This window comes from Flavitalea flava (assembly GCF_054461575.1).
Genome location: NZ_JBTLQH010000055.1, coordinates 1 through 20,314, shown reverse-complemented (window position 1 = coordinate 20,314; position 20,314 = coordinate 1). Strand labels below are relative to the sequence as shown.

Below are 20,314 nucleotides of genomic sequence, written 5' to 3'. Positions count from 1 at the left end.
TTTGCATGCGATACCTTTTTGTTTTTTTCCTTTTGTCCACCTTGGGTTCCCGGGCCTGCGCACAGGCCCCTGCCGGTTCTCATCGTCCTAAGATCGGACTCACCCTCAGCGGAGGCGGCGCAAAAGGATTGGCGCATATCGGTATCCTGAAAGCAATTGATTCGGCCGGTCTGAAAATCGATTATCTCACCGGTACGAGCATGGGCAGTATCATCGGGGCCTTATACGCCGTAGGTTATTCCGGAGATTCCATTGAACAGATCGCCAGTCATATCGACTGGGACGTTCTTCTGTCCAATCAGTCCTCCATGAGAAGTATCATCATGGAAGAAAAGGATGAATACAGCAAATACGATGTCGAATTGCCATGGGTCAATCACTGGTTTCGTATCTCTACCGGTGTGATCGAAGGCCAGGAATTATGGCTGAAATTCGCAGAATTATTTCGTCCGGTCTATAAGATCAAAGATTTTTCCAAATTTCCTATCCCCTTTAAATGCATCGCTACGGATGTTGCATCCGGGGAACCAGTAGTCCTGGATAGCGGGGAGGTTGTATCGGCCCTAAGGTCCAGTATGGCTATCCCTTCCATCTTCACGGCAATAGAATACAATGGGAAAAAATTGGTGGACGGAGGAATTGTCCGGAATTTTCCGGTAAAAGACGTTCGCGACATGGGTGCAGACTTTGTTATTGGAAGCAATGTTTCCGGCCCCTTGCTGAAATCCAACCAGGTCACCAATGCCATTCAGGTTCTATTACAAGTGGCCTTTTTCCGGGAGGCTGAAGATACCCGCAAACAAATACCGCTGTGTAATATTTATGTACACATGCCGCTGGAGAACTATAGTATGGGCAGCTTCGGCCAGGCCGCAGATGTTATAGAAACTGGGGTAAAAGAAGGGCGTAAATTGTATCCACGTCTGAAACTTCTGGCAGATTCCCTGAATGCCCTTTATGGATCGCAGCCGATCCCAAAAGAAAGACTTCCGGATGCTTATCCGGTAAAAATTTCCTCCTTTGAAGTAAAAGGGCTGAATTATACCTCCGAGCCCTTTTTCATTCATAGCATGGGACTGCTCACCAATCATTATTACACCGCAAACAATCTTTCCCGCATGGTGAGAAGGGTTTTCGGGACACGATATTACAACCGGATCACTTATTCTCTTGTCCCGCAGGAAGACGGTACCAGCAAGATCATTTTTGAGGCCTTTGAAAACCCGCTCACCTTTGCCAAGATCGGACTGAACTATAATCAATTCAGCGGGATCAGCGCCATTTTTAATATTACCAGCAGGGATTTTTTTACACCTACCTCCCGCAGCCTCGTGACCCTGAATATCGGTCAGAACTTCCGGTTGAGAGCAGAACATCTGCAATATTTCAGTAGAGGAGGGAAATTCGCCTTTAATCTGGCGACGAATCTGGACCAGTTCAATATTACGACCTATGACAGTGCCTATCACGAGGCCGGCATCTACTCTCAGAATTATTTAAAAGTGGACGGACGCTTCGGATATTCCACCAACAGGGATCTTATGATGGGAATCGGGCAGCGTTTCGAGTATATCAGATACGATCCTTCCATTACATCCAGCGTCGAATTTAAGGGGAAAAGCAATTTTCTGACCACCTACTTTTTTATCAGAAGCAATACCCTCGAAAACCCCTTCTATCCCAAACGAGGCACCAAACTGGAAGCCGAAGCAGATTGGGTATATGAACAAAACCCGAATGTCCGTTTCCACTCCCCTTTCTCCAACAGGGTGGATACCAATTTTTCAACCAGCCCTTATGCCAGGGTACTCTTCTCCCTCAATCGTTATACGCCACTGGCAAAAAGATATACGCTGCTGACCCATCTCCAGGCGGGTATGAACTTTAACTATACCAACAATATCATGAATGAATTCTCCATCGGAGGAATGGTCAGCAGTTTTCATAACCAGGTCACTTTTGCCGGCTTGCGGGAAGGGACTTTTTATTCCCCCAGCATAGCCGCCATTCAATTAGGTCTGCGCTATCAATTATTTACCAATACGTTCATTACGGGAAGGGGAAATATCATGTTCAACAATTTCATTACCCGAAGCAATTATTTTACTACGCCGGATTTCCTGTCCGGTTACGCTCTGACCTTCACCTATAATTTCGCGCTGGGCCCGCTTGAATTAAGCACCATGTATAGTGATCAATCCAGACGGGTGATCGGATACGTGAATATCGGGATACCGTTTTAGTTTCGCCTTCGTCCGATCAACTTTCTCAACCGATACTAATTCTTGTTGACCAAATTGAAGATGCAGGTAGTATATCGAAAAAAAAGCGCTGGTTCCTACTCAAATAAGCTAATGTCTTTTCTGTGGTATTTTCTTGGAAAAGGCGCATTTTTTTGATATACAACCATGCCTGCTACTTACTAGTTTCTTTGAAAATGTTCAGGCGCTAGGCATCGATGGATGGTTGGAAATCCGCGTGAGGACTTTAATCCCTGGCCTTAATAAAATCAGAAACGATAAAACTAATCAGCTTACCGGTTGAAATATCCCTTCCCCCGTATTGTAAGGCGGTAGCACCTTCGCAGATATGCAGATAAGCAATTTTTGAATCCGTAGCGGCAAATGTCACATATTGTCTGGCATGAAGAGGAGACAAACCTGAAGGCGTCATGGCAGCGCTCAATACATGCTCCAGGCAATCCAGGTCCAGTTCCAGACCGATAAAACTATCTTCGGTAAAACCGGTTGCATGGGCGACCGCCTGGATAAAGTTCTTTTTTTCCAACAAAAAAATATCCTCATATGTGATGATATCCATGAAAGGATTATTTACGATATCCAGCCAAACATTCTGCTGCAGGTAGTTCTCCTGAACGCCGATCACACAATATTTTCCCAGGTAGCCATCTTCCTCTGCATAACGGAACCCGTTGCCGCTGTGTCTTCCCTCAATGGGCCGGTAATCGGTATGCGCGTCTAAATTCACGCAGTTGATCTGGGCAAGCGGTATATGTCCGGCTTTATACAGCCCCTTTGCCGCGCCTTTGATCAGCGGATAAGCATTGTTATGGCCGCCGCCTATTATGATCGGTACTTTTCCACTGGCTGTAATGATATTTACCAGTGATTCCACTTCCTGGTCGATCGTTTGCACCGCATGCCGGTAGGCTTCCGTTTTTTCCTCGGGCCCATGGGCATTGGCTTCGATCAATTGTTGCAGATCACTGAAATCAAAATGCCCAAGCAGAAGTATCCGCTCTCCTTCCAGGAAATCATTACTTTGAATATTTAAAAAACTCTGCAAAAAAGGTGTCCAGGCCGTTCCGGCTCCTCCTTCACCCAAATTTGCCTTTACGCCGATATCCTCTGGAACACCTACCAAAATATATTCGGCCTCGGTTTGTTCCAATGATAAGCCAAGGGCAGCAGGATCCTTTAGCACCAATAACCGCTCTCCCAATTTAGTCTCGAACTTGCGGATTTTCGTTACTGACAGAATATCCTGCTTATTGTAAATTTTAAGATGCTGCATGGCTGATGGTTTATTCGAAATAAAATAATGGCGTATCCTTATTAAACATCGATTTTTTCGTTCACGATCCGTAAGATCTCTTTTTCAAGGGCAATCGTTTTATCTTCGATATCCTTCCCGATGGCAATTTTCTCCTTTGCAAATATTTTGTCATCGCAACCGGCTGCATTTATCCGAACATTCATAAAAGCGCCCATTACTGCTGACCTGGCGCACAAAGCCCCTACTCCGGCGTCTGAAACAGAATTGAGATTACCCGTTTCGGCCATAGCTTTGATCACCTCCATACTGGCATATGTCACCTGCATGACCTGTAAAGGGATGTCGATTGCAACCTTGGTTGCTTGCTGAATGGCCAGGCGGCGATTCTCTTTTTCTTCAGCGGTTGATTTAGCCAGGCCAAAGGCAGCCATGATCCCATTGAATGCTTTTGTATCCGCATCAACCAATCTGATCAATTTGTTTTTATACTCCTGCCCTTTTTTTGCCCAGTCACTAAAGGTTTCCCAACGGTCATCCCACCCCTTTTTATGAGCCGACAAATTGGCGACCATGGTAGCCAGAGAAGTTCCCAGCGCACCAACATACGCTGCAATAGAGCCTCCTCCCGGAGCGGGGCTTTCGCTGGCCGTCTCATCTGCAAAACCGGTTAGGGACATGCTTACCAGCCGGCTATCTTCTGTATTACGGAGGAGATATTCAATGATCCGTTCTTCAGGCAGGAAAGGCCCCAGTTCATCCAGGCCCATCGACAATACGGCAATCCGGATCAATTCCTTTTCCGATACACCCGTCGAGCGCTGTTGTTTTTGGAGAAAATAACTACCGGCATCCAGCAGAGCCTGTAATGGGATCAACCCTACCAATTCGCTGCCGGTGACCCGGATCCCCCTGACCGCCGCGCTTTTGCATACTTCGTCAAAGGCAATATGGACAGGAGTAACTTTAATATTAGTAAGATTCATAGAAATCTGTGCCACTCCATATTCTTCGATAAACCAGCCGATGGCCTTTACCGACTTGAGACTTCCGGGGATATGAACCGGTTTGCCCTGTTCATCGGAGACAATTTTCCCGGTTACAGGATTTCCCTCCCGCTTCACCCGTCCGGCTTCACGAACATCAAAAGCAATAGAGTTGGCCCGCCGGGTAGATGTCGTGTTCAGGTTAACATTATAGGCCACCAAAAAATCCCTGGCGCCGATGACTGTGCCACCCCGTTTGGCGTCGAATTCGGCAGGCCCATAATCCGGAGCCCACTCCGGCTGTTTTATCTTTTTAAAAAAACCTTCATATTCGCCGGCCCTGATCACCGAAAGATTGTTGCGGCTTTTATCAGGCTGCGCAGCTTCATATAAATAAATAGGTATTTGTAATTCCTTTCCCACCCTTTCTCCTAGCTTTTTAGCCCATACCGCTGTTTCCTCCATACTGATCCCGGCTATAGGAATCAGGGGACAAACATCGGTGGAGCCCATACGGGGATGCTCTCCCTTATGGCTGGTCATATCGATCAATTCGCCAGCCTTCTTTATGGCTAAAAAAGCCGCCTCAATCACAGAAGCCGGGTTCCCCACAAAAGTTACCACTGTCCTGTTCGTCGCTTTACCCGGATCGACATTCAACAACCTGACTCCTTCCACCCCTTCGATCTCATCGGTAATCTGTTTGATTATTTCACTATTCTGACCTTCGCTGAAATTGGGAACGCATTCAATGATCTGATCCATAGTTTCTGTTTCGGGTTTTATTTTGCAAATCGTTAGTGTAGTGCAAATGTAATATAATGTCTTTTACTCCGTACTTACCTGGCTATTCTGCTCCTTCCGGGACCTGGGACGGATAAAATCCAGGGGATTGTTACGGAAATACCGAAACAGGATACCCAGGAACTCGGGATAATCCTTCAAACGTACTCCTCTTGATTTTACGGCCACGAAAAAGGCCAGGGAAAAACTGACCAGGAAGTTCACCAAACCGATCCCCAGTACTCCCATTACCACCGTCACCAGGTACCAGGGCCGAACATGGTCAAACCCCAGACCATAGACAGCCAGGGAAGTGTTTCCTGCCGAGATGGTGATATGCCGGATATCAAAGGGGATCCCGAATATCTTGACGATAATACTGGCCATACCCAGAAAAAACCCAAGGGCGATACTCCCTACGATCGAGCCTGCATGTTTTTCCACATAATCCCCCAACCGGCGAAGCCTATCCGTCGAAAAAGACAATCGCAGTAAAGGATGCGTCTGGAGCCTTTCAGCCACATGGCTGTATTGTATCTTGTTCTGGACATAACCGGCAATAATACCACTGAGGAAAAGGAAAAAACCGGTATTGGCCGCATACAAAAGGGAGAGGCTCTGCCAGGGATGCTGGTCTTTAAGTATGGCAGCGGCAGCCTCACCCGCGACGAGCTTCGAACCCACTATTTTTTCATAACCCCAGGCGATGAGCCACATCCCCGGAAACATGACCATCAGATTGCCGGCAAAAGAAGCGATCTGGCTTCGGGATACTTTAGCTACGGTAAGTGCAAGGTTGTATAAGTTCGGCTGTGAATTTTTCCGGGTATCCAACGAAACGGCTACAGCGCTTGCTGTAAAGGCAGGTTGTTTCGTGGCCAGCGTAGTATGCGTCTCTTCGATCAGGATAAAGCCAATGCTATAGTTGACGCTATAGGCGAATCCATGCCAGAAAATGGCCATCGGCATTTTGATCAGCAGGTTCTTGATAAGCACGACCATACAAACCCAGGCTCCTCCTCCCATAGCGCTCAACAACATGGCCCTGTACTCTGCCGGACTGGAGGTAATGTATTTATTTCCTTTGACCCCTTTATGTTCGGCGATCTGGTAGGCAAGATATCCCATCGTCCGGGACATAAATTCGAGTATACTGTTCTTCCGGTTTTCATACCGGACAAGCATTCTGAAAAAATCAACGAATTTTCCGGTATCCTGCTCCACCGGTGCTTTCGAATTTTTGTCCCTGATATTATTATCCAGCAGATCTATCAGGATCGACATCCTGTCCAACCGGTTGGCCAGCAGAATCAGAATATAGGTTTGATGAAGACTGGCTCCTTTTTGAGATTGATTTTCCCGGATACGTTCCAGGCTTTCATAACATTTTGCAAATACCAACCCGATCCTTTCTAAAAGTTCATATGGGGGATTTGCCGGTTCCTCTTTCAGCATCCATTCTTCGAGATCATGGATAAGGTAATTCTGTTCCACGAACGGGTTTTTATCCTGTTCATCCTGGGTAATATAATTCAGGACTTCCTTTTCCAGTCCCAGCTGGGCAACCTGGAAAGTGAGGGTTTTCATGGATTGAAGCAATTGACGAACAATCCGTTTGTCATGGACACGAAGGGTTATCCCTACACTTTCGAAAAATTGTATCCAGCTTTTGCGCGGTATTTTCTCTACCCATTGAAAATCTTCGTTCCGGAAAAAGACCCGGTCCAGGACATACAAAAAATCATTTTCATTCTGAAGCGGCGGTAATAGTTTGTGCCGCAGCCTTCCGAAAAATTCCTGCCAGAATCCCCTGGCCAACGGAATGCCGCTCTCGGTAAGTGCAGAAGATAGATCTGTCCGGATCAGTTGGGAAAGAATGGCATGCCGTAGATTGTTTAAGAAAACCGGGTTTTGATGCAGGACCGCCGTAAGGGCCTCCAGGTTTTTACCGGGATCAGGTTTTCCTCGTGCCGGCCTGATTGCAGAAAAGAAACCAACCAGGAAATCCAGGCCCTGTCGGTTGTCCGAGATCGGTAGTACGGTAGTTTCCGCTAAAGCGGAAGTAATGAAATCCGGTTTTTTCCCATTTTTTCGTCCAAACATAATTTTCCAGTATAAAGGTCTTTTCAGGAAACCCATTCTCCTTCAATCATCACCCTATCGATCAGATTGGTACCAAAAGCATAAGGCAGATAGGCCAGTGAAGGTATAGGCCTTGTAAAGATCAGATTTGCCTTTTTCCCGGGCGTTATACTTCCCAGACTGGAACCCAGCCCCATAGCAAATGCACCATTCAGTGTAGCCGCATTAATAGCTTCTTCCGGTAAAAGTTTCATTTGGATGCAGCTCATGGCAACTACCAGGTTCATATTTCCGCTGGGAGAAGAACCCGGGTTAAAATCAGAAGCCAGCGCAATAGCACAATTGGCCTCGATCAATTGACGGGCGGGTTGAAAAGGCATACGTAAAAAGAAAGCTGCGGTAGGTAGTAAAGTGCCGATAGTACCGGATTGAGCAAGTACCGCAATGGTTTCTTCATCCATGGTCTCCAGGTGGTCAACCGACAATGCCCCCAGTTTTACGCCAGTCTGGACACCTCCGGACAGGCTAAGCTGGTTGGCATGGATCTTGGCACCCAGACCAAAGGTCATCCCGGCTTTGCAGATTCTTTCTGTTTCTTCTGCGCTGAAAAACCCTTTTTCACAAAATACATCGATATAATCCGCCAGCTTTTCCCGGGCGATCACCGGAAGCATTTCATTAATCAGTAAATCGATATACCCCTCATGATTTTCTTTGAAGCCAGGCGGGTAAGTATGCGCACCCAAAAAGGTGGCTTTTATGGAAAGAGAAGATTTTTCTTTCAATTTTTTTATAACCCGGAGCATTTTTAATTCCCCTTCCACTGTCAAACCATATCCACTTTTGATCTCGATAGCTCCTGTACCGAGGCGGCTTAATTCTTCCAGTCTTTTCCAGGCCTGATTGAACAATTCATCTTCTGTGGTTTCATTTAATTTCCTGGCCGAATTCAGTATCCCCCCTCCGCGTGCATTTATCTCCGCATAACTTAAGCCTTTTATCTTGCCTACGAATTCCGCCTCCCTGCTCCCTGAAAATACCAGGTGGGTATGGCTATCGCACCAGGCAGGAAGAATGAATTGCCCGGTAGCGTCGACGACACCGTCTCCCTTCCCCTCATCAGGTCGTAAAGGATGCTGAACGGCCACAGGTTTTAACCGGGAAACTCTTTTTGCAAGAACTTCAGGCAGTGCTGACATCGGACCGAAACCGGCAATTTCTCCGTCTTCTGTATGAAGCCAGGCGTTTTCGATACAGGGAAGATCGGCCAGATCTGCCCCCCGTAACAAATGGCTTTGTTCACGGGTATTCACTAACTGTTTACAATTAACGATCAATCGGGAAGCCATGCTCTAAGGTAGCTTTTTCTGAGCATCCGGATCACAAAAAATCGATTCCTGTTTGAGGATTTGGCAACCTTATAATCCGGAATTGTCGTTATTGAACGGGTATTGTTTTTCCGTTAACAGCAGCAGGCAAAGTCATCAGGTTAAGGATGGGTATTACCTGTTCCTGGGAAAGGATGGTATACTTAGCCGAAGAGGCGCCATTGTTCACTTTAATCGTGTAGGCGTCCTTTTCCAGTACCTTGAACATATCTTCATCCGTTGTATCGTCGCCCATACATAAAATAAAATCGGGATTGATCTCATGAATTATTTTAAGCGCTGCGGATCCCTTATCAAAACCTGAAATTCTTACTTCCAGCACTTTATTTCCATCGATCACCTGTAAGGCTGTGTTTTGAATGAGTTGAGAAAGCGTATTCAGCAATTCACGCGAACGGGAAAAACCCAGGCCGGGTTGAGTATTACGATAATGCCAGGCAATAGTATTTGTCTTTTCCTCAATAAATGACCCTGCACAACGGATAGCGAAAAGCTGCATGATACGTCGGATCTCTTCCTTCCAACTATCCGGGGCCGATGCCATTTGCTGCCAGGGTCCTTGTTTTATCCTGAAACTGGCGCCATGCTCAGCCACAAGGGTTAATGGCATAGCGCCGAGCCATCGTTCCAGGGAATCCATATCCCTGCCGCTGATGACTACAATTTGGTTGGCGGGGTCGGAAGATAACCGTAATAAAAGTTCTTTTACGGCTTTATCCGGGGATGCCTCGGAAGGCAATCTTGAAAAAGGAACGAGCGTGCCATCATAATCCAATAACAGACACCGGTTAGTTGCCCGGTGATAATGCTGCCGTATAACTGCGATGGCTCTCTCATCAAGAAGCCTGACCTTTTGATTCTGCTGCTCCTGCTTCAACTGGGTCAATTGATCCAGGAAATCGTTTACCCATTTGACCACATCATATTCCCGAAGGCGGTTTTGCATAAGCGTTAGCCTGCTCCGTTGTTCGGAAAATGGCATAGCCAGGGCCCTGGTAATCGAAGAGGCTACTTCTGCAGTATCTGTTGGGTTAACCAGGATGGATTCGCTTAATTCACTGGCAGCTCCCGTCAGTTCACTCAGAATCAGCACGCCCTTGCCGGAGGCGCAACTGGCTACATATTCTTTGGCCACCAGGTTCATACCATCCCGCAATGGTGTGATGAGGGCAACATCTGCCGCCTGATAAAGAGCCGCCAATTCGTTAAAGGGCAGATGATTGTACCGGTAAATAATGGGTTGCCAGTGAAGAGCGGAATACCGGCCATTTATCATGCCGATCTTTTCTTCGATCATTTTTTTCCTGTCATTATACGCAGGTATCGTGTCTCTGGAAGGAACAATATTCAGGATGAAAACCACTTTTTCCTTCCATTCCGGATATCGTTCCAGGAAATACACAAACCCGTCGAGCCGATGCATCAGGCCCTTGGTGTAATCCAACCGATCGACAGAAAAAATGATCTTTTTATCTTCAAAATTGCTCCTGATCTTACTTCGTATATTCATTACCTCCCGATCTTCTGCGGTCTGATGGAACTTTTGAAAATCGATTCCGATGGGAAAAAGATCGATCCGGATCAAACGGTCCTGGTATTGAAGGTTATGGAAATTATTATCTACTCCCAACAACATTTTAACCGATTGCAAAAAATGCTGTACATAGTCGTATGTATGGAAACCGATAAGATCTGCTCCCATCAATCCATGCAATAATGACTTCTTCCATTCGGTAGGTAAGAGTCGGAATATTTCGTAGGAAGGAAAAGGTATATGCAAAAAAAAGCCGATAGTGGCATCAGGCTTTTTCAGCCTTAGCATATGAGGTAAAAGCATCAATTGGTAATCATGTACCCAGACCTGATCTCCCGGTTCCAGCATGGAGCTTATTTTTTCGGCAAAAAGTTGGTTAACACGGACGTAGGCTTCGAAATAAGCCTGTTCATATACAGCCAGGGAAGAAAAATAATGAAATAAAGGCCAGAGGACGGAATTGGAAAATCCATTATAGTACCGGTCATAAAGATCATTATCCACAAAAAGTGGAACTACACTAAAATCTTGTTTTGCAGCATGGGTGGCGACCGCCAGTTCCCAATCTTCCTGTGGAAAATCCGCCACACCCATCCACATTTTTTCCGTCATACCGCCTTTTGGATAGGCACTGCTCTCGAAATAGCTTTTAATGGCCGACACCAGGCCTCCCGAACTTTGCCGGAGGCTCACCTTATCCCCTTCTTTGTCCAGAGAAAAAGGCAGTCGGTTGGAAATAATTATAAGTCGTCCCATAGCTCGGAAGATTTTTTAAACGGAGGATCTTCCTTTTTAAACCCAACAATGGGGCCAAGAATTGGACAAATGACCCCTAAAGGATTGAATTATACCCATTTGGTAACTGTTGGGGTGGTGAACCAGGAGAATTGTGTTAAGAATTAAAATCAACTTAGAATGGGGCTTCCCTAGGGGCTTTTGTCCATGGGCGCGATGCAAATATTTTTTTGTGGGCGCTGCGACACATTTTAAATGAAGCACCACCCACAAAAAAAGAGTCCCGCTTTGGCAGGACTCTTAATAATTCTATTGGGAGAATGCAATTACCATCTTCTATTGCCACCGCCGCCGCTGTTTCCACCACGGGAATAGCCGCCACCGCCGCCACTTCCGCCACGGGAGAAACCACCGCCGCCGCCGCCTCTGTCTTCTTTTTCCCTTGCAACAGAAACCGCGATAGCACGGCCTTCAATTTCCTTGTTGTTAAGGCTCGCCATAGCTTCTTTGCCTTCTTCTTCAGATGACATTTCAACAAAGCCAAAACCGCGTGATCTGCCACTGACCTTATCCATGATCACTTTAGCAGAGCTTACAGCACCAAACTTTTCAAAAAGGTTCTTGAGGTCTTCATCAGTTGTGTGAAAACTCAGATTCGAAACATAAATGTTCATAAAACAAAAATTAAAAAAAAATAAAAAATAAATACCTGTTATTTTTCAGAAAGCAACTAGTAAGGAAGAAGAAAACTATTACTGGTAGGAAAAGTAAAGAATTAGCATCGTTCGTATACTGTGTGCTTACACAGGGTAAAATAACCTTATAAAATTAAGGAAAATTTTAATAATAACACAATGTATTTTATTTAAAAGGGCCGTTCCGGTCAGAACAGCCCCTTTTTATAGCTTTAATTTTCTAGGATTATCCCATTTTAGGACTGCCTGATCTACTAATCGTTCTGAAAATCCTTGGATAATTCCGCAATTTCATCTGCATTAAGAACGCGGTTGTATAATCTTACCTCATCCAATTTCCCGTTAATGCTTTGGGGATCAGCATCCCACCAACCGCCGACAACAAATTGAGCTTGCGGACATACGGCCACCGTTGAGCTGGCTCCAGTCTTGGTAGAAACTAGTTTACCATTTACATAGATCTGGAGTGTCCCGTTATGAAATATTCCAACCACATTATACCAGCTTTCCGGCTGGAGAATAAGAGATGAAGTATCCACGACAGTATTAAAATAGTCAACCGGCTTGTCGCAAGTTGCAAGGTTAGTCGTTACGGTAAAATTAAAATTATTAATACCGGGTGTACCCAGACCGATTCCAAAAGAGACACCGGTCCCATTCGATCTGTTCACCATTACACTAAAAGTCTGTCCAGACCAGTTTCGGATCATAACATTTTGAGAGATGGTAAAGGCGGTATCGAATTTGATGGATCCGTTGTTCGTTACCACGATCCTTTCTCCATTTCCGGTTCCTCCGAAAGCACTGTTAGCATACCCATGCTCGTCAAAATCAAGTTTGGCTCCTGCAATTGCTTCGGTAACATTTCCATTTCCGCTCGAATCCGCCATATTGCCATCGAAGGGCAAATAGACTAGTAACCCTGTTTTTAAATGTATATTGCTGGTTTTAGGGGGATCGGGAGTGGTATCCTTCTTACAGGAAAAAAGAACTACAAGAGCTGAACCAAACAGAAGAGCTGAAAATTTCATAAACACACGTTTAAGGTTAGGTATATAGGTTATTTAAAAGAGCAATATTGGCGAAAGTACAACCTTGTTCCTAGGAATCAAAAATGTTGTTTATTGTATTTTGTTTAAGATTATTTTAATCTTTCCTGAATATCCAATCCGTGCATTCGGGAAGTATCCCTGGCAATATCATAGCCCGCATCCGCATGCCGGATCACTCCCATTCCCGGATCATTACGCAATACCCGGCTAAGCCTGATGGCGGCTTCAGGAGTTCCATCCGCAACGATCACCATTCCGGCATGAATACTATACCCCATTCCTACTCCTCCGCCATGATGAAGGCTCACCCAACTTGCGCCACCGGCGGTGTTAACCAGTGCATTCAATATTGGCCAATCTGCTACCGCATCGCTGCCATCCAGCATAGCTTCGGTTTCCCTGTTGGGGGAAGCTACGGAGCCCGTATCCAGGTGGTCCCGTCCGATTACGATCGGAGCTTTTACCCTGCCGGAACGGACCAATTCATTAAACGCAAGGCCTGCTTTTTCTCTTTCTCCCTGACCAAGCCAGCAAATTCGTGCCGGCAATCCCTGAAAAGCAATTTTTTCCTTTGCCAGTTTGAGCCAACGCTGCAGGGAGGAATTTTCAGGGAACAACTTTGAGATCACTTCATCAGTGACGGCAATATCCTTAGGGTCACCGCTTAGAGCGGCCCAACGGAAAGGCCCTTTTCCTTCACAGAACAAGGGCCGGATATAAGCAGGTACAAAGCCAGGGAAATCAAAGGCATTTTCCAGCCCTTTTTCTTTTGCCCGTGCGCGCAGGTTATTTCCGTAATCGAACGTGATCGCTCCCTTACCTTGTAGTTCCAGCATTAATTCAACATGACGCCGCATGGAAGTGTACGCATAAGCGATATATTGTTTTGGGTATTGCTCCCGTAAAATTTTTGCCTGTTCGTATGAAATTTCATGAGGCCAGTATCCGATCAACGGATCATGGGCAGAAGTCTGATCGGTGAGGGTATCGGGAACGGTATTTCTTTCGATCATCCGTTCCAGTAAGTGAACTGCATTGCATAATACACCAATGGAAATCGCTTCGCCCCTTTTTCTTGCTTCCAGCGCACGGTCAATCGCCTTATCCATATCCAGGAACTTGAAATCAAGATACCTGGTTTCGATCCGTTTGTCTATTCTCCATTCCTCGACTTCCGCTACCAGGGCTACTCCTCCGTTCATGGTTATAGCTAAAGGCTGGGCACCGCCCATTCCGCCCAATCCGGCGGTAACATTCAGGGTCCCTTTCAGCGAGCCGCCGAAATGTTTATCCGCCGCTGCGGAATAGGTTTCATAGGTGCCCTGAACGATCCCCTGAGAACCGATATAGATCCAGGATCCCGCTGTCATCTGTCCATACATCATAAGCCCCTTTTTCTCCAGCTCATCGAAATGCTCCCAGTCCGCCCATTTAGGTACGAGTTGAGAATTAGAGATTAATACTCTGGGCGAATCCCTATGTGTTTTGAGAATGCCTACCGGTTTACCGCTTTGCACAAGCAGGGTTTCGTCCTCTTCCAGGTCTTTCAGCGCTTTGATGATAAGGTCAAGGGCCTCGAAGTTCCTGGCCGCTTTTCCGCGACCGCCATATACGATCAGTTCATCCGGTCGTTCTGCCACCTCCGGATCCAGATTATTCAGGAGCATTCTCAAAGCGGCCTCCTGAACCCATCCCTTACAGTTTAGCTGCGTGCCGATCGGAGTTTTGTATTTTACAGGATCGTAACGATGGAAGGTTTTCGTAGTCATAAAAAATGTTTTTATATAGTAAAATCCTCAAATCCTTCATGCAGGGAAATCCCTTTGGAGGAAGCGATCCTGTTCACCCTTTCCACGAAAGAAAAATCGCGGATGATGGTCTTGAGCTTATTGATATCTTCTGAAAAGATCCTGTCTTCGCTGGCAAATTCCACAAAATTCCGAACATAATCATGAGCTGTTTCCAAGAGCACACTACTATTTAGAGGGCGTCTGAATTCGATGGCCTGGGTCGCACTCATCAGTTCAATGGCCAGTATATATTCCAGGTTATCCAATACCTGGTTTAACTTCCTTCCACTGATACTTCCCATGCTCACATGATCCTCCTGACCAAGAGAAGTTGGAATGCTGTCGGCACTTGCAGGAAAACAAAGGGTTTTATTCTCGGTGACGAGGGCCGCCGTTGTATATTGAGGAATCATAAAACCACTGTTCAGACCTACATTGCTCATTAATAACATGGGCAGCCCCCACTTTCCTTCCAGCAATAAGTAACATCGGCGGTCAGAAATATTGCCAATTTCAGCAGCAGCAAAACAGGCATAGTCTAAGGGAAGAGCAAGAGGCTGGCCATGAAAATTGCCCCCGCTGATAATATCGTCTGGCCCAAGGATAACCGGGTTATCTGTAACCGCATTCAGTTCGATCTCCGTCAATTCCTTCAGATGGATCCAGGCGTTCCGGGATGCTCCATGTACCTGAGGCATACACCTCAGGGAATAGGGATCCTGTACCCGGCCGCAATCCACATGGCTTTGCATAATGTCGCTGTCATGCAGTAAAAGCCTTAGCCGCCGGGCAACTAGTTGGTTACCTTTAAAAGGTCGTAAGGCATGCAATCGTTCGTCAAAAGGCGCCTTGGTCCCCGTCAGGGCTTCCAGGCTCATGGCCCCGATAATATCAGCGGCTTCGAGGCAGTTATGCATCCGTTGTACTGCCTTTACAGCAAAAGCCAGGATAAATTGCGTCCCATTGATGAGGGCCAACCCCTCTTTTGGTCCGAGGCTGATAGGAGACATTCCGGTTTGCAGAAGGACATCCTGGGTTTTTTGTCTCTTGCCCTTATAAAACACTTCCCCCAATCCTATCAATGGAAGAAAAAGATGCGCCAATGGAGCAAGATCACCCGAAGCACCTACCGATCCTTTTTCAGGAACCACCGGGATTACATCCTCTTCCAGGTGCCAAAGGATCCGTTCCAGGGTTTCCAACTGTACCCCTGAATAACCCTGCGCCAGAGCATGTACCTTGGTGATCATCATGATCCTGGCCACATCTGACGGTATGGGCTCCCCCACGCCTACACTATGACTTTGGAGAATCTTATGCTGCAAGGTCCTGGTGTCTTCTTCCGAGATCCTGGTGTTAGCGAGGATTCCGAAGCCCGTATTCACACCATACACCGTAGTGTTCTGGCTTACGATCCTGGCTATGTTTTGTTGACTGGCACGGATCTTCTGAATAGCCGCTGAGGAAAGTACCCCCTTATGGGTACCATTTGCCAGACTTAGCACAATTCCAAGGGAAAGAGTATCTATACCGTATTGAAAAGGTTGATCCATATGATACATTTAAACCCTCAAAATAACGGCTTTTATCAGAAATTACCTTCTTAATTGACAATCCCCCCTTTACTCCTGACAAAAAAGGATTACAGCACTTTATAAAAATAAGGCTTGTTGCGGATGATGATCATGCTTTTACCCAGCAGAACGCCAACATTGCGGCAGTAACCGGTAATTTGGGAGAAGGAATGCTGGTGGGATTTGTCCCCAAAGGGCAGGGTTAACAAATAGCTCGTAAAAAAAACGGGTATCTCCAGAAGGTAAAAGAAAAGCTGTACCAGGAACCAGCCTACCCCAAATTGTTTGCGTATCCTGACAAAATTAGAAATCATGATTTGAAGCCCTTTCCGGTCAAATAAATTGGTATACCCTTTACCGGCCGAGCTGAAGGTTTCATTGGCCGATTCCCCCTGCAGGTGGATCACCTTGCACTGGCCATAGATACATAATTTCCCCAGTTTTCTGAGCCGGCTGCACCATTCTGCTTCTTCTGCATAGAGAAAAAAGTCCTCATCCATCAGTCCGGCCTTATCGGTTACCTCTTTTTTTACCATTAAAAACGCGCCGTTGATCCAGTCTACTTCGATCAGATTCCCCGCATCCGGTACGTTGGGTTTGGCTATCTCAAACAGGTTTCCTCCCCATTTAATCAATCTCCCCAGGTAAGGCAGGGGAAGCAGGTAATTCAAACCACCTTTCATAAAAAAATTGCCGGATATTTGCGGAGTCCGGTCGGTATTCAGCAATTGCACACCACAGGCTGCATAGCCGGAATGAGAAAAATTTAAAAAACACCGTTCGATGGAACCGTCCTCAATTATCGTATCCGAATTAAGAAGAAGTATCACCTCGCTGCTGGATTGCCGAATGGCTTCATTATTGGCACGGGCGAAACCGGCATTATAACTCATTTGGATCCAGTATACAGCAGGATATGCTTCCAGAATCCGCTCCCGGCTGTTATCACCGGAAGCATTGTCAGCTACAATAATCTCAAAAGAAATCCCTTTCGTTTGTTCATAAATGCTTTTCAAACAATCGAGCACAAGCTCCGGAGTCTTATAATTTACAATAAGGATGGAAAGCGCTGTCACGATGGTATCCTGTTAATATGTAAGATGTAATGAAAAAACATCAGGCTCTTTGAGAAAATGCCATTCTTTAGTAAAGAAAGAGGTATTTTTTTTTGCCAGTTGATCATGGAAAGAATTACCGAAGGTATTTCTCCAGAATAGCCGGAACCGGAAATATCCTCGCTGTCTTTTATCTCCAGGTTGCGCATCAAACGCCACCAGGCATCATATACCATTATGTTTTTAAGGTTTTGTACGCCTACCTTGTTCAACAAAAGGAAGTTTTCGGGTATTTCAACCGCCCTTAGCCTGAAACAGTCCCGGGTTACCTGTTCATCACCAAGTCCTACGTTGACCAATAGCTTATTAATATATACAGGGTTGGCTCCATTGAGATAACGGATATAAAATTCAATATCCACCAGCCATCTTAGCTTGGGATCGAATATTACCCCCTTCTCTTTTTTATAAATGGTGACGCTTGGAGGGCCGATAATATTCCGAGCGAATAAGACAGTTTGATTACGCAGAAAAGCCTTAAACCGGTAAGGATTGACAAAGACCTCACGCGACCGGTCCTCATCCAGGAAAATATCCCTGTAAGCAGCGAAAATAAAAGAAGATCCGGGATTTCCATCGATCGACCGCGCGAACTCCTCCAGACTATGCTCGCCGGAAAACCAATCGTCATCATGCATGATCTTGATCCATTCCCCCGATGCCTCCCGGACCGCCGCATTCCAATTATCCGGGGATCCCAATGGACGGTCATTGCGGAAATAACTGATAGCAAATTGTCCGGTATAGGTTTCGCAGAGGTCATTTATTTCCAAATTTGGGCTGTCGTCCGTTACCACGACCTCGAAATTCCGGAAAGTCTGGATAATAATCGAATCCAGAAGCCTCCTCAAAAATCCGATGTTTTTATAGGCGGGTATACAGATTGATATTAAAGGAATTTCTGACATAAAAATTTTTTGAATAATTGTTCCGTAGAAAGATCTTATTAACTGCAATTCTTCAACGGAAAACGCAAAATGTTGGTAAATTCCGACCTTGGGCCCCTCCTTCACGACCGGGCCCTGCCCGGTTAAAATATTCGGTAAAAATACATATTAAATGATAAAAGCATTTCGTAATTTGCAAGGCACAAGTTATAAAAATCAATTGAAATATGCCCGGGAGATCGATTTTGAGTAGAGCCAAATTCATGTTTAAAAAAAATCCGGATACCGTATTCAGAAACGTAAAAGGCGTGATCCATGTTGGCGCGAATACCGGGCAGGAAATAGAGCTGTATGCCAAACATGGTCTGTTGGTAATATGGATCGAGCCAAACCCTGAAGCATTTGAGACTCTTAAAGCCAATCTAAAAGACTTTCCCGAACAAATTGCCATCATGGGCCTTGTTACGGACCTCGACAATGCAGAATATCCATTTCATCTTGCAAATAATAGCGAGTCGTCTTCCATTCTGGAACTAAATCTCCATCACGATATATGGCCGGAAGTAAAATATGAAAAGACGATTAATATACTGAGCAGTTCCCTCCCATCTCTGTTAAAAGACAACGATATCGATCATAGAAAATATGATATGCTGGTGATGGACACACAGGGTTCAGAATTGCTGGTATTAAAAGGGGCAACGCCCATTCTGGAAGGCTTTACCTATATTAAAGCCGAGGTTCCCGACTTTGAATCCTATAAAGGCTGCTGTCAGGTCGAGGATCTGCATCTATTTTTGGAGAATCACGGGTTCAAAGAATATACCCGTCACCGATTTGCCAAACGTCGTGGAGGAGGAAGTTATTATGATATCGTTTACAAAAAGAAGTAATCCCGTTGTTAGTCTCTGAAAGCAAATATATTCAATAACATATCGTAATCAACGGTTATGTCTTTATCTAAAAAGGGTTTGGGATGAACTACACTTCCTTCCTTAATATAGTATTTAAAATCATTGCGCAGGAGGATGTCCAAAATTTCGTTCAACTCGGATAATTTGCTATATTTCCCATGATACTCGATAAATAGGTTCCTGACATTTTTCAAATTATCCGAACAATCCCTTAATACCGGCAATTCAGCGCCCTCAATATCGACCTTTAAAAAATCAATTTCTTCATTCAAAAGCTCGCTTAAACGAACGCATTTCACTTTGCCATTTCCATCGGGCAGATTGGTACCCATTTCTATCTTACTGCCCATATTGCCGGATGAAGTAAAAGAAATGCTGTCATTATTTATCCAGATTGCTGCATTAAAAACATGGGTATCATTAAAAGCCCAGTTATCCAGGTTTCGTTTTAAAAGAGTATAATTTGAAGGATCCGGTTCAAATCCGGTGACAATTGCATTTGGATAATTGACCTTAAAATAAAGAATGCTTGTCCCGATGTAAGAACCACAATCGATTATTTTGGGACGATCCGTATGCGACCTGAATTTGTAGAATTCGTTTATAAATAATTCGTCTATGGAGACTAAAAATTCAGTAGCGTCCTTAAAGGCAATTTTATATTTATTTTTATATAAATGATATTTCAAACCGCCATCCGTCTGATGTTTTAAGCGTTTCTCCTTGAACCATCCGATATCAAACACATTATACGGGCGATGGAACATTTTTTTTATCCTATATTTTACACCTTCAATGAGATTAACTAATAAAAAAGCCATTGCGACAATTATTTTTCAATGAATTTCGACACGGTCCCAAAAATCCACAAAAATAACTATATTTTCGATTAAGACCATTAAATTTGTTCATTATGGATGTGATACTGCTATTTAATGGTCTTGGCAACCAAATGTCTCAATATGCATTTTATTTAAAAAAGAAGCAGATTTCGGATTCGGCAAGATTTATATTTTCAAAAAAATCTGCAAACATTCATAACGGCTATGAATTGGACAAGGTATTTGGAATTAAAAAAGAAGATACTGCGGTTAACAAAATTCTTTATACTTTTTATCTTGGACTTGCCTATAAAAAACTCAGGTGGTTTTCAAAACCTATCATTCTATTTTTCAACTTATTAGGATATACCCTGTTTGAGGAAAATGATAACTATAATTTCCAGCCTGAATTCCTGCAGTCGTCTTCCGGCATAAAGTTCTATTT

General features: G+C 45.0%; 15 protein-coding genes. 3 read left to right on the top strand and 12 right to left on the bottom strand.

The features are described from left to right. The first annotated feature begins 5 nt into the window (after positions 1-5). Positions 6-2,243, top strand: a complete 2,238-nt coding sequence (locus ACX0G9_RS28110; RefSeq protein ID WP_459068312.1) for a patatin-like phospholipase family protein — start codon at positions 6-8, stop codon at positions 2,241-2,243. 244 nt (positions 2,244-2,487) lie between these two features. Here the strand turns inward: ACX0G9_RS28110 and ACX0G9_RS28105 are convergent, their stop codons facing one another. The 11 genes from ACX0G9_RS28105 to ACX0G9_RS28055 all read right to left on the bottom strand — a co-directional run bounded on the left by ACX0G9_RS28105 (position 2,488) and on the right by ACX0G9_RS28055 (position 18,155). Further along, on the bottom strand, positions 2,488-3,534 hold the full coding sequence (locus tag ACX0G9_RS28105) for a formimidoylglutamase (protein WP_459068311.1): 1,047 nt from the start codon (positions 3,532-3,534) through the stop codon (positions 2,488-2,490). 41 nt (positions 3,535-3,575) lie between these two features. After that, entirely contained in the window at positions 3,576-5,264 is a 1,689-nt protein-coding gene (ftcD, locus tag ACX0G9_RS28100; RefSeq protein ID WP_459068310.1) for a glutamate formimidoyltransferase, read from the bottom strand. A 63-nt stretch (positions 5,265-5,327) separates the two neighbouring features. Next, positions 5,328-7,385 (bottom strand): site-specific recombinase, encoded by a 2,058-nt coding sequence (locus ACX0G9_RS28095; protein ID WP_459068309.1) that lies wholly within the window; start codon positions 7,383-7,385, stop codon positions 5,328-5,330. A 23-nt stretch (positions 7,386-7,408) separates the two neighbouring features. Then, positions 7,409-8,713, bottom strand: coding sequence for an imidazolonepropionase (gene hutI / locus ACX0G9_RS28090; protein ID WP_459068308.1), 1,305 nt, complete (start codon positions 8,711-8,713; stop codon positions 7,409-7,411). An 88-nt stretch (positions 8,714-8,801) separates the two neighbouring features. After that, complete coding sequence (locus ACX0G9_RS28085; RefSeq protein WP_459068307.1) at positions 8,802-11,042, bottom strand: bifunctional alpha,alpha-trehalose-phosphate synthase (UDP-forming)/trehalose-phosphatase; 2,241 nt, start codon at positions 11,040-11,042, stop codon at positions 8,802-8,804. A gap of 305 nt (positions 11,043-11,347) precedes the next feature. After that, entirely contained in the window at positions 11,348-11,695 is a 348-nt protein-coding gene (locus tag ACX0G9_RS28080; protein WP_459068306.1) for an RNA recognition motif domain-containing protein, read from the bottom strand. A gap of 275 nt (positions 11,696-11,970) precedes the next feature. Next, positions 11,971-12,747: a LamG domain-containing protein gene (locus tag ACX0G9_RS28075; RefSeq protein ID WP_459068305.1), complete on the bottom strand. Its 777-nt coding sequence runs from the start codon at positions 12,745-12,747 to the stop codon at positions 11,971-11,973. A 110-nt stretch (positions 12,748-12,857) separates the two neighbouring features. Next, entirely contained in the window at positions 12,858-14,537 is a 1,680-nt protein-coding gene (gene hutU, locus ACX0G9_RS28070) for a urocanate hydratase (RefSeq protein ID WP_459068304.1), read from the bottom strand. Between the two features lie 11 nt (positions 14,538-14,548). Further along, positions 14,549-16,111, bottom strand: coding sequence for a histidine ammonia-lyase (gene hutH / locus ACX0G9_RS28065; RefSeq protein WP_459068303.1), 1,563 nt, complete (start codon positions 16,109-16,111; stop codon positions 14,549-14,551). 89 nt (positions 16,112-16,200) lie between these two features. Continuing rightward, the gene (locus ACX0G9_RS28060) at positions 16,201-17,208 is read right to left on the bottom strand and encodes a glycosyltransferase family 2 protein (RefSeq protein ID WP_459068302.1); all 1,008 of its coding nucleotides are present in this window, start codon (positions 17,206-17,208) and stop codon (positions 16,201-16,203) included. Further along, positions 17,205-18,155 (bottom strand): glycosyltransferase family 2 protein, encoded by a 951-nt coding sequence (locus ACX0G9_RS28055; RefSeq protein WP_459068301.1) that lies wholly within the window; start codon positions 18,153-18,155, stop codon positions 17,205-17,207. Before ACX0G9_RS28055 ends, ACX0G9_RS28060 begins: the two co-directional genes overlap by 4 nt. Before the next feature lie 242 nt (positions 18,156-18,397). On the opposite strand from ACX0G9_RS28055, the gene ACX0G9_RS28050 reads away from it, so the two are divergent. Continuing rightward, positions 18,398-19,027: an FkbM family methyltransferase gene (locus ACX0G9_RS28050; RefSeq protein ID WP_459068300.1), complete on the top strand. Its 630-nt coding sequence runs from the start codon at positions 18,398-18,400 to the stop codon at positions 19,025-19,027. Positions 19,028-19,035: 8 nt separating this feature from the next. On the opposite strand, the gene ACX0G9_RS28045 is transcribed toward ACX0G9_RS28050, so the two are convergent. After that, a complete protein-coding gene (locus ACX0G9_RS28045; RefSeq protein ID WP_459068299.1) occupies positions 19,036-19,815 on the bottom strand; it encodes an FkbM family methyltransferase in 780 nt (259 codons plus the stop codon). 146 nt (positions 19,816-19,961) lie between these two features. Here ACX0G9_RS28045 and ACX0G9_RS28040 point away from each other — a divergent pair. Beyond that, on the top strand, positions 19,962-20,314 hold a 353-nt coding region (locus ACX0G9_RS28040; RefSeq protein WP_459068298.1), incomplete at its 3' end, for an O-fucosyltransferase family protein.

Excerpts from the sequence above, each read along its gene's own strand:
- ACX0G9_RS28045 (WP_459068299.1), bottom strand. The coding sequence starts at position 19,815 with ATGTTCCATCGCCCGTATAATGTGTTTGATATCGGATGGTTCAAGGAG.
- ACX0G9_RS28050 (WP_459068300.1), top strand. The coding sequence starts at position 18,398 with ATGTTTAAAAAAAATCCGGATACCGTATTCAGAAACGTAAAAGGCGTG.
- ACX0G9_RS28080 (WP_459068306.1), bottom strand. The coding sequence starts at position 11,695 with ATGAACATTTATGTTTCGAATCTGAGTTTTCACACAACTGATGAAGAC.
- ACX0G9_RS28085 (WP_459068307.1), bottom strand. The coding sequence starts at position 11,042 with ATGGGACGACTTATAATTATTTCCAACCGACTGCCTTTTTCTCTGGAC.
- hutU (WP_459068304.1), bottom strand. The coding sequence starts at position 14,537 with ATGACTACGAAAACCTTCCATCGTTACGATCCTGTAAAATACAAAACT.
- ACX0G9_RS28105 (WP_459068311.1), bottom strand. The coding sequence starts at position 3,534 with ATGCAGCATCTTAAAATTTACAATAAGCAGGATATTCTGTCAGTAACG.
- ACX0G9_RS28095 (WP_459068309.1), bottom strand. The coding sequence starts at position 7,385 with ATGTTTGGACGAAAAAATGGGAAAAAACCGGATTTCATTACTTCCGCT.
- ACX0G9_RS28075 (WP_459068305.1), bottom strand. The coding sequence starts at position 12,747 with ATGAAATTTTCAGCTCTTCTGTTTGGTTCAGCTCTTGTAGTTCTTTTT.
- ACX0G9_RS28055 (WP_459068301.1), bottom strand. The coding sequence starts at position 18,155 with ATGTCAGAAATTCCTTTAATATCAATCTGTATACCCGCCTATAAAAAC.
- hutH (WP_459068303.1), bottom strand. The coding sequence starts at position 16,111 with ATGGATCAACCTTTTCAATACGGTATAGATACTCTTTCCCTTGGAATT.
- ACX0G9_RS28110 (WP_459068312.1), top strand. The coding sequence starts at position 6 with ATGCGATACCTTTTTGTTTTTTTCCTTTTGTCCACCTTGGGTTCCCGG.
- ftcD (WP_459068310.1), bottom strand. The coding sequence starts at position 5,264 with ATGGATCAGATCATTGAATGCGTTCCCAATTTCAGCGAAGGTCAGAAT.
- hutI (WP_459068308.1), bottom strand. The coding sequence starts at position 8,713 with ATGGCTTCCCGATTGATCGTTAATTGTAAACAGTTAGTGAATACCCGT.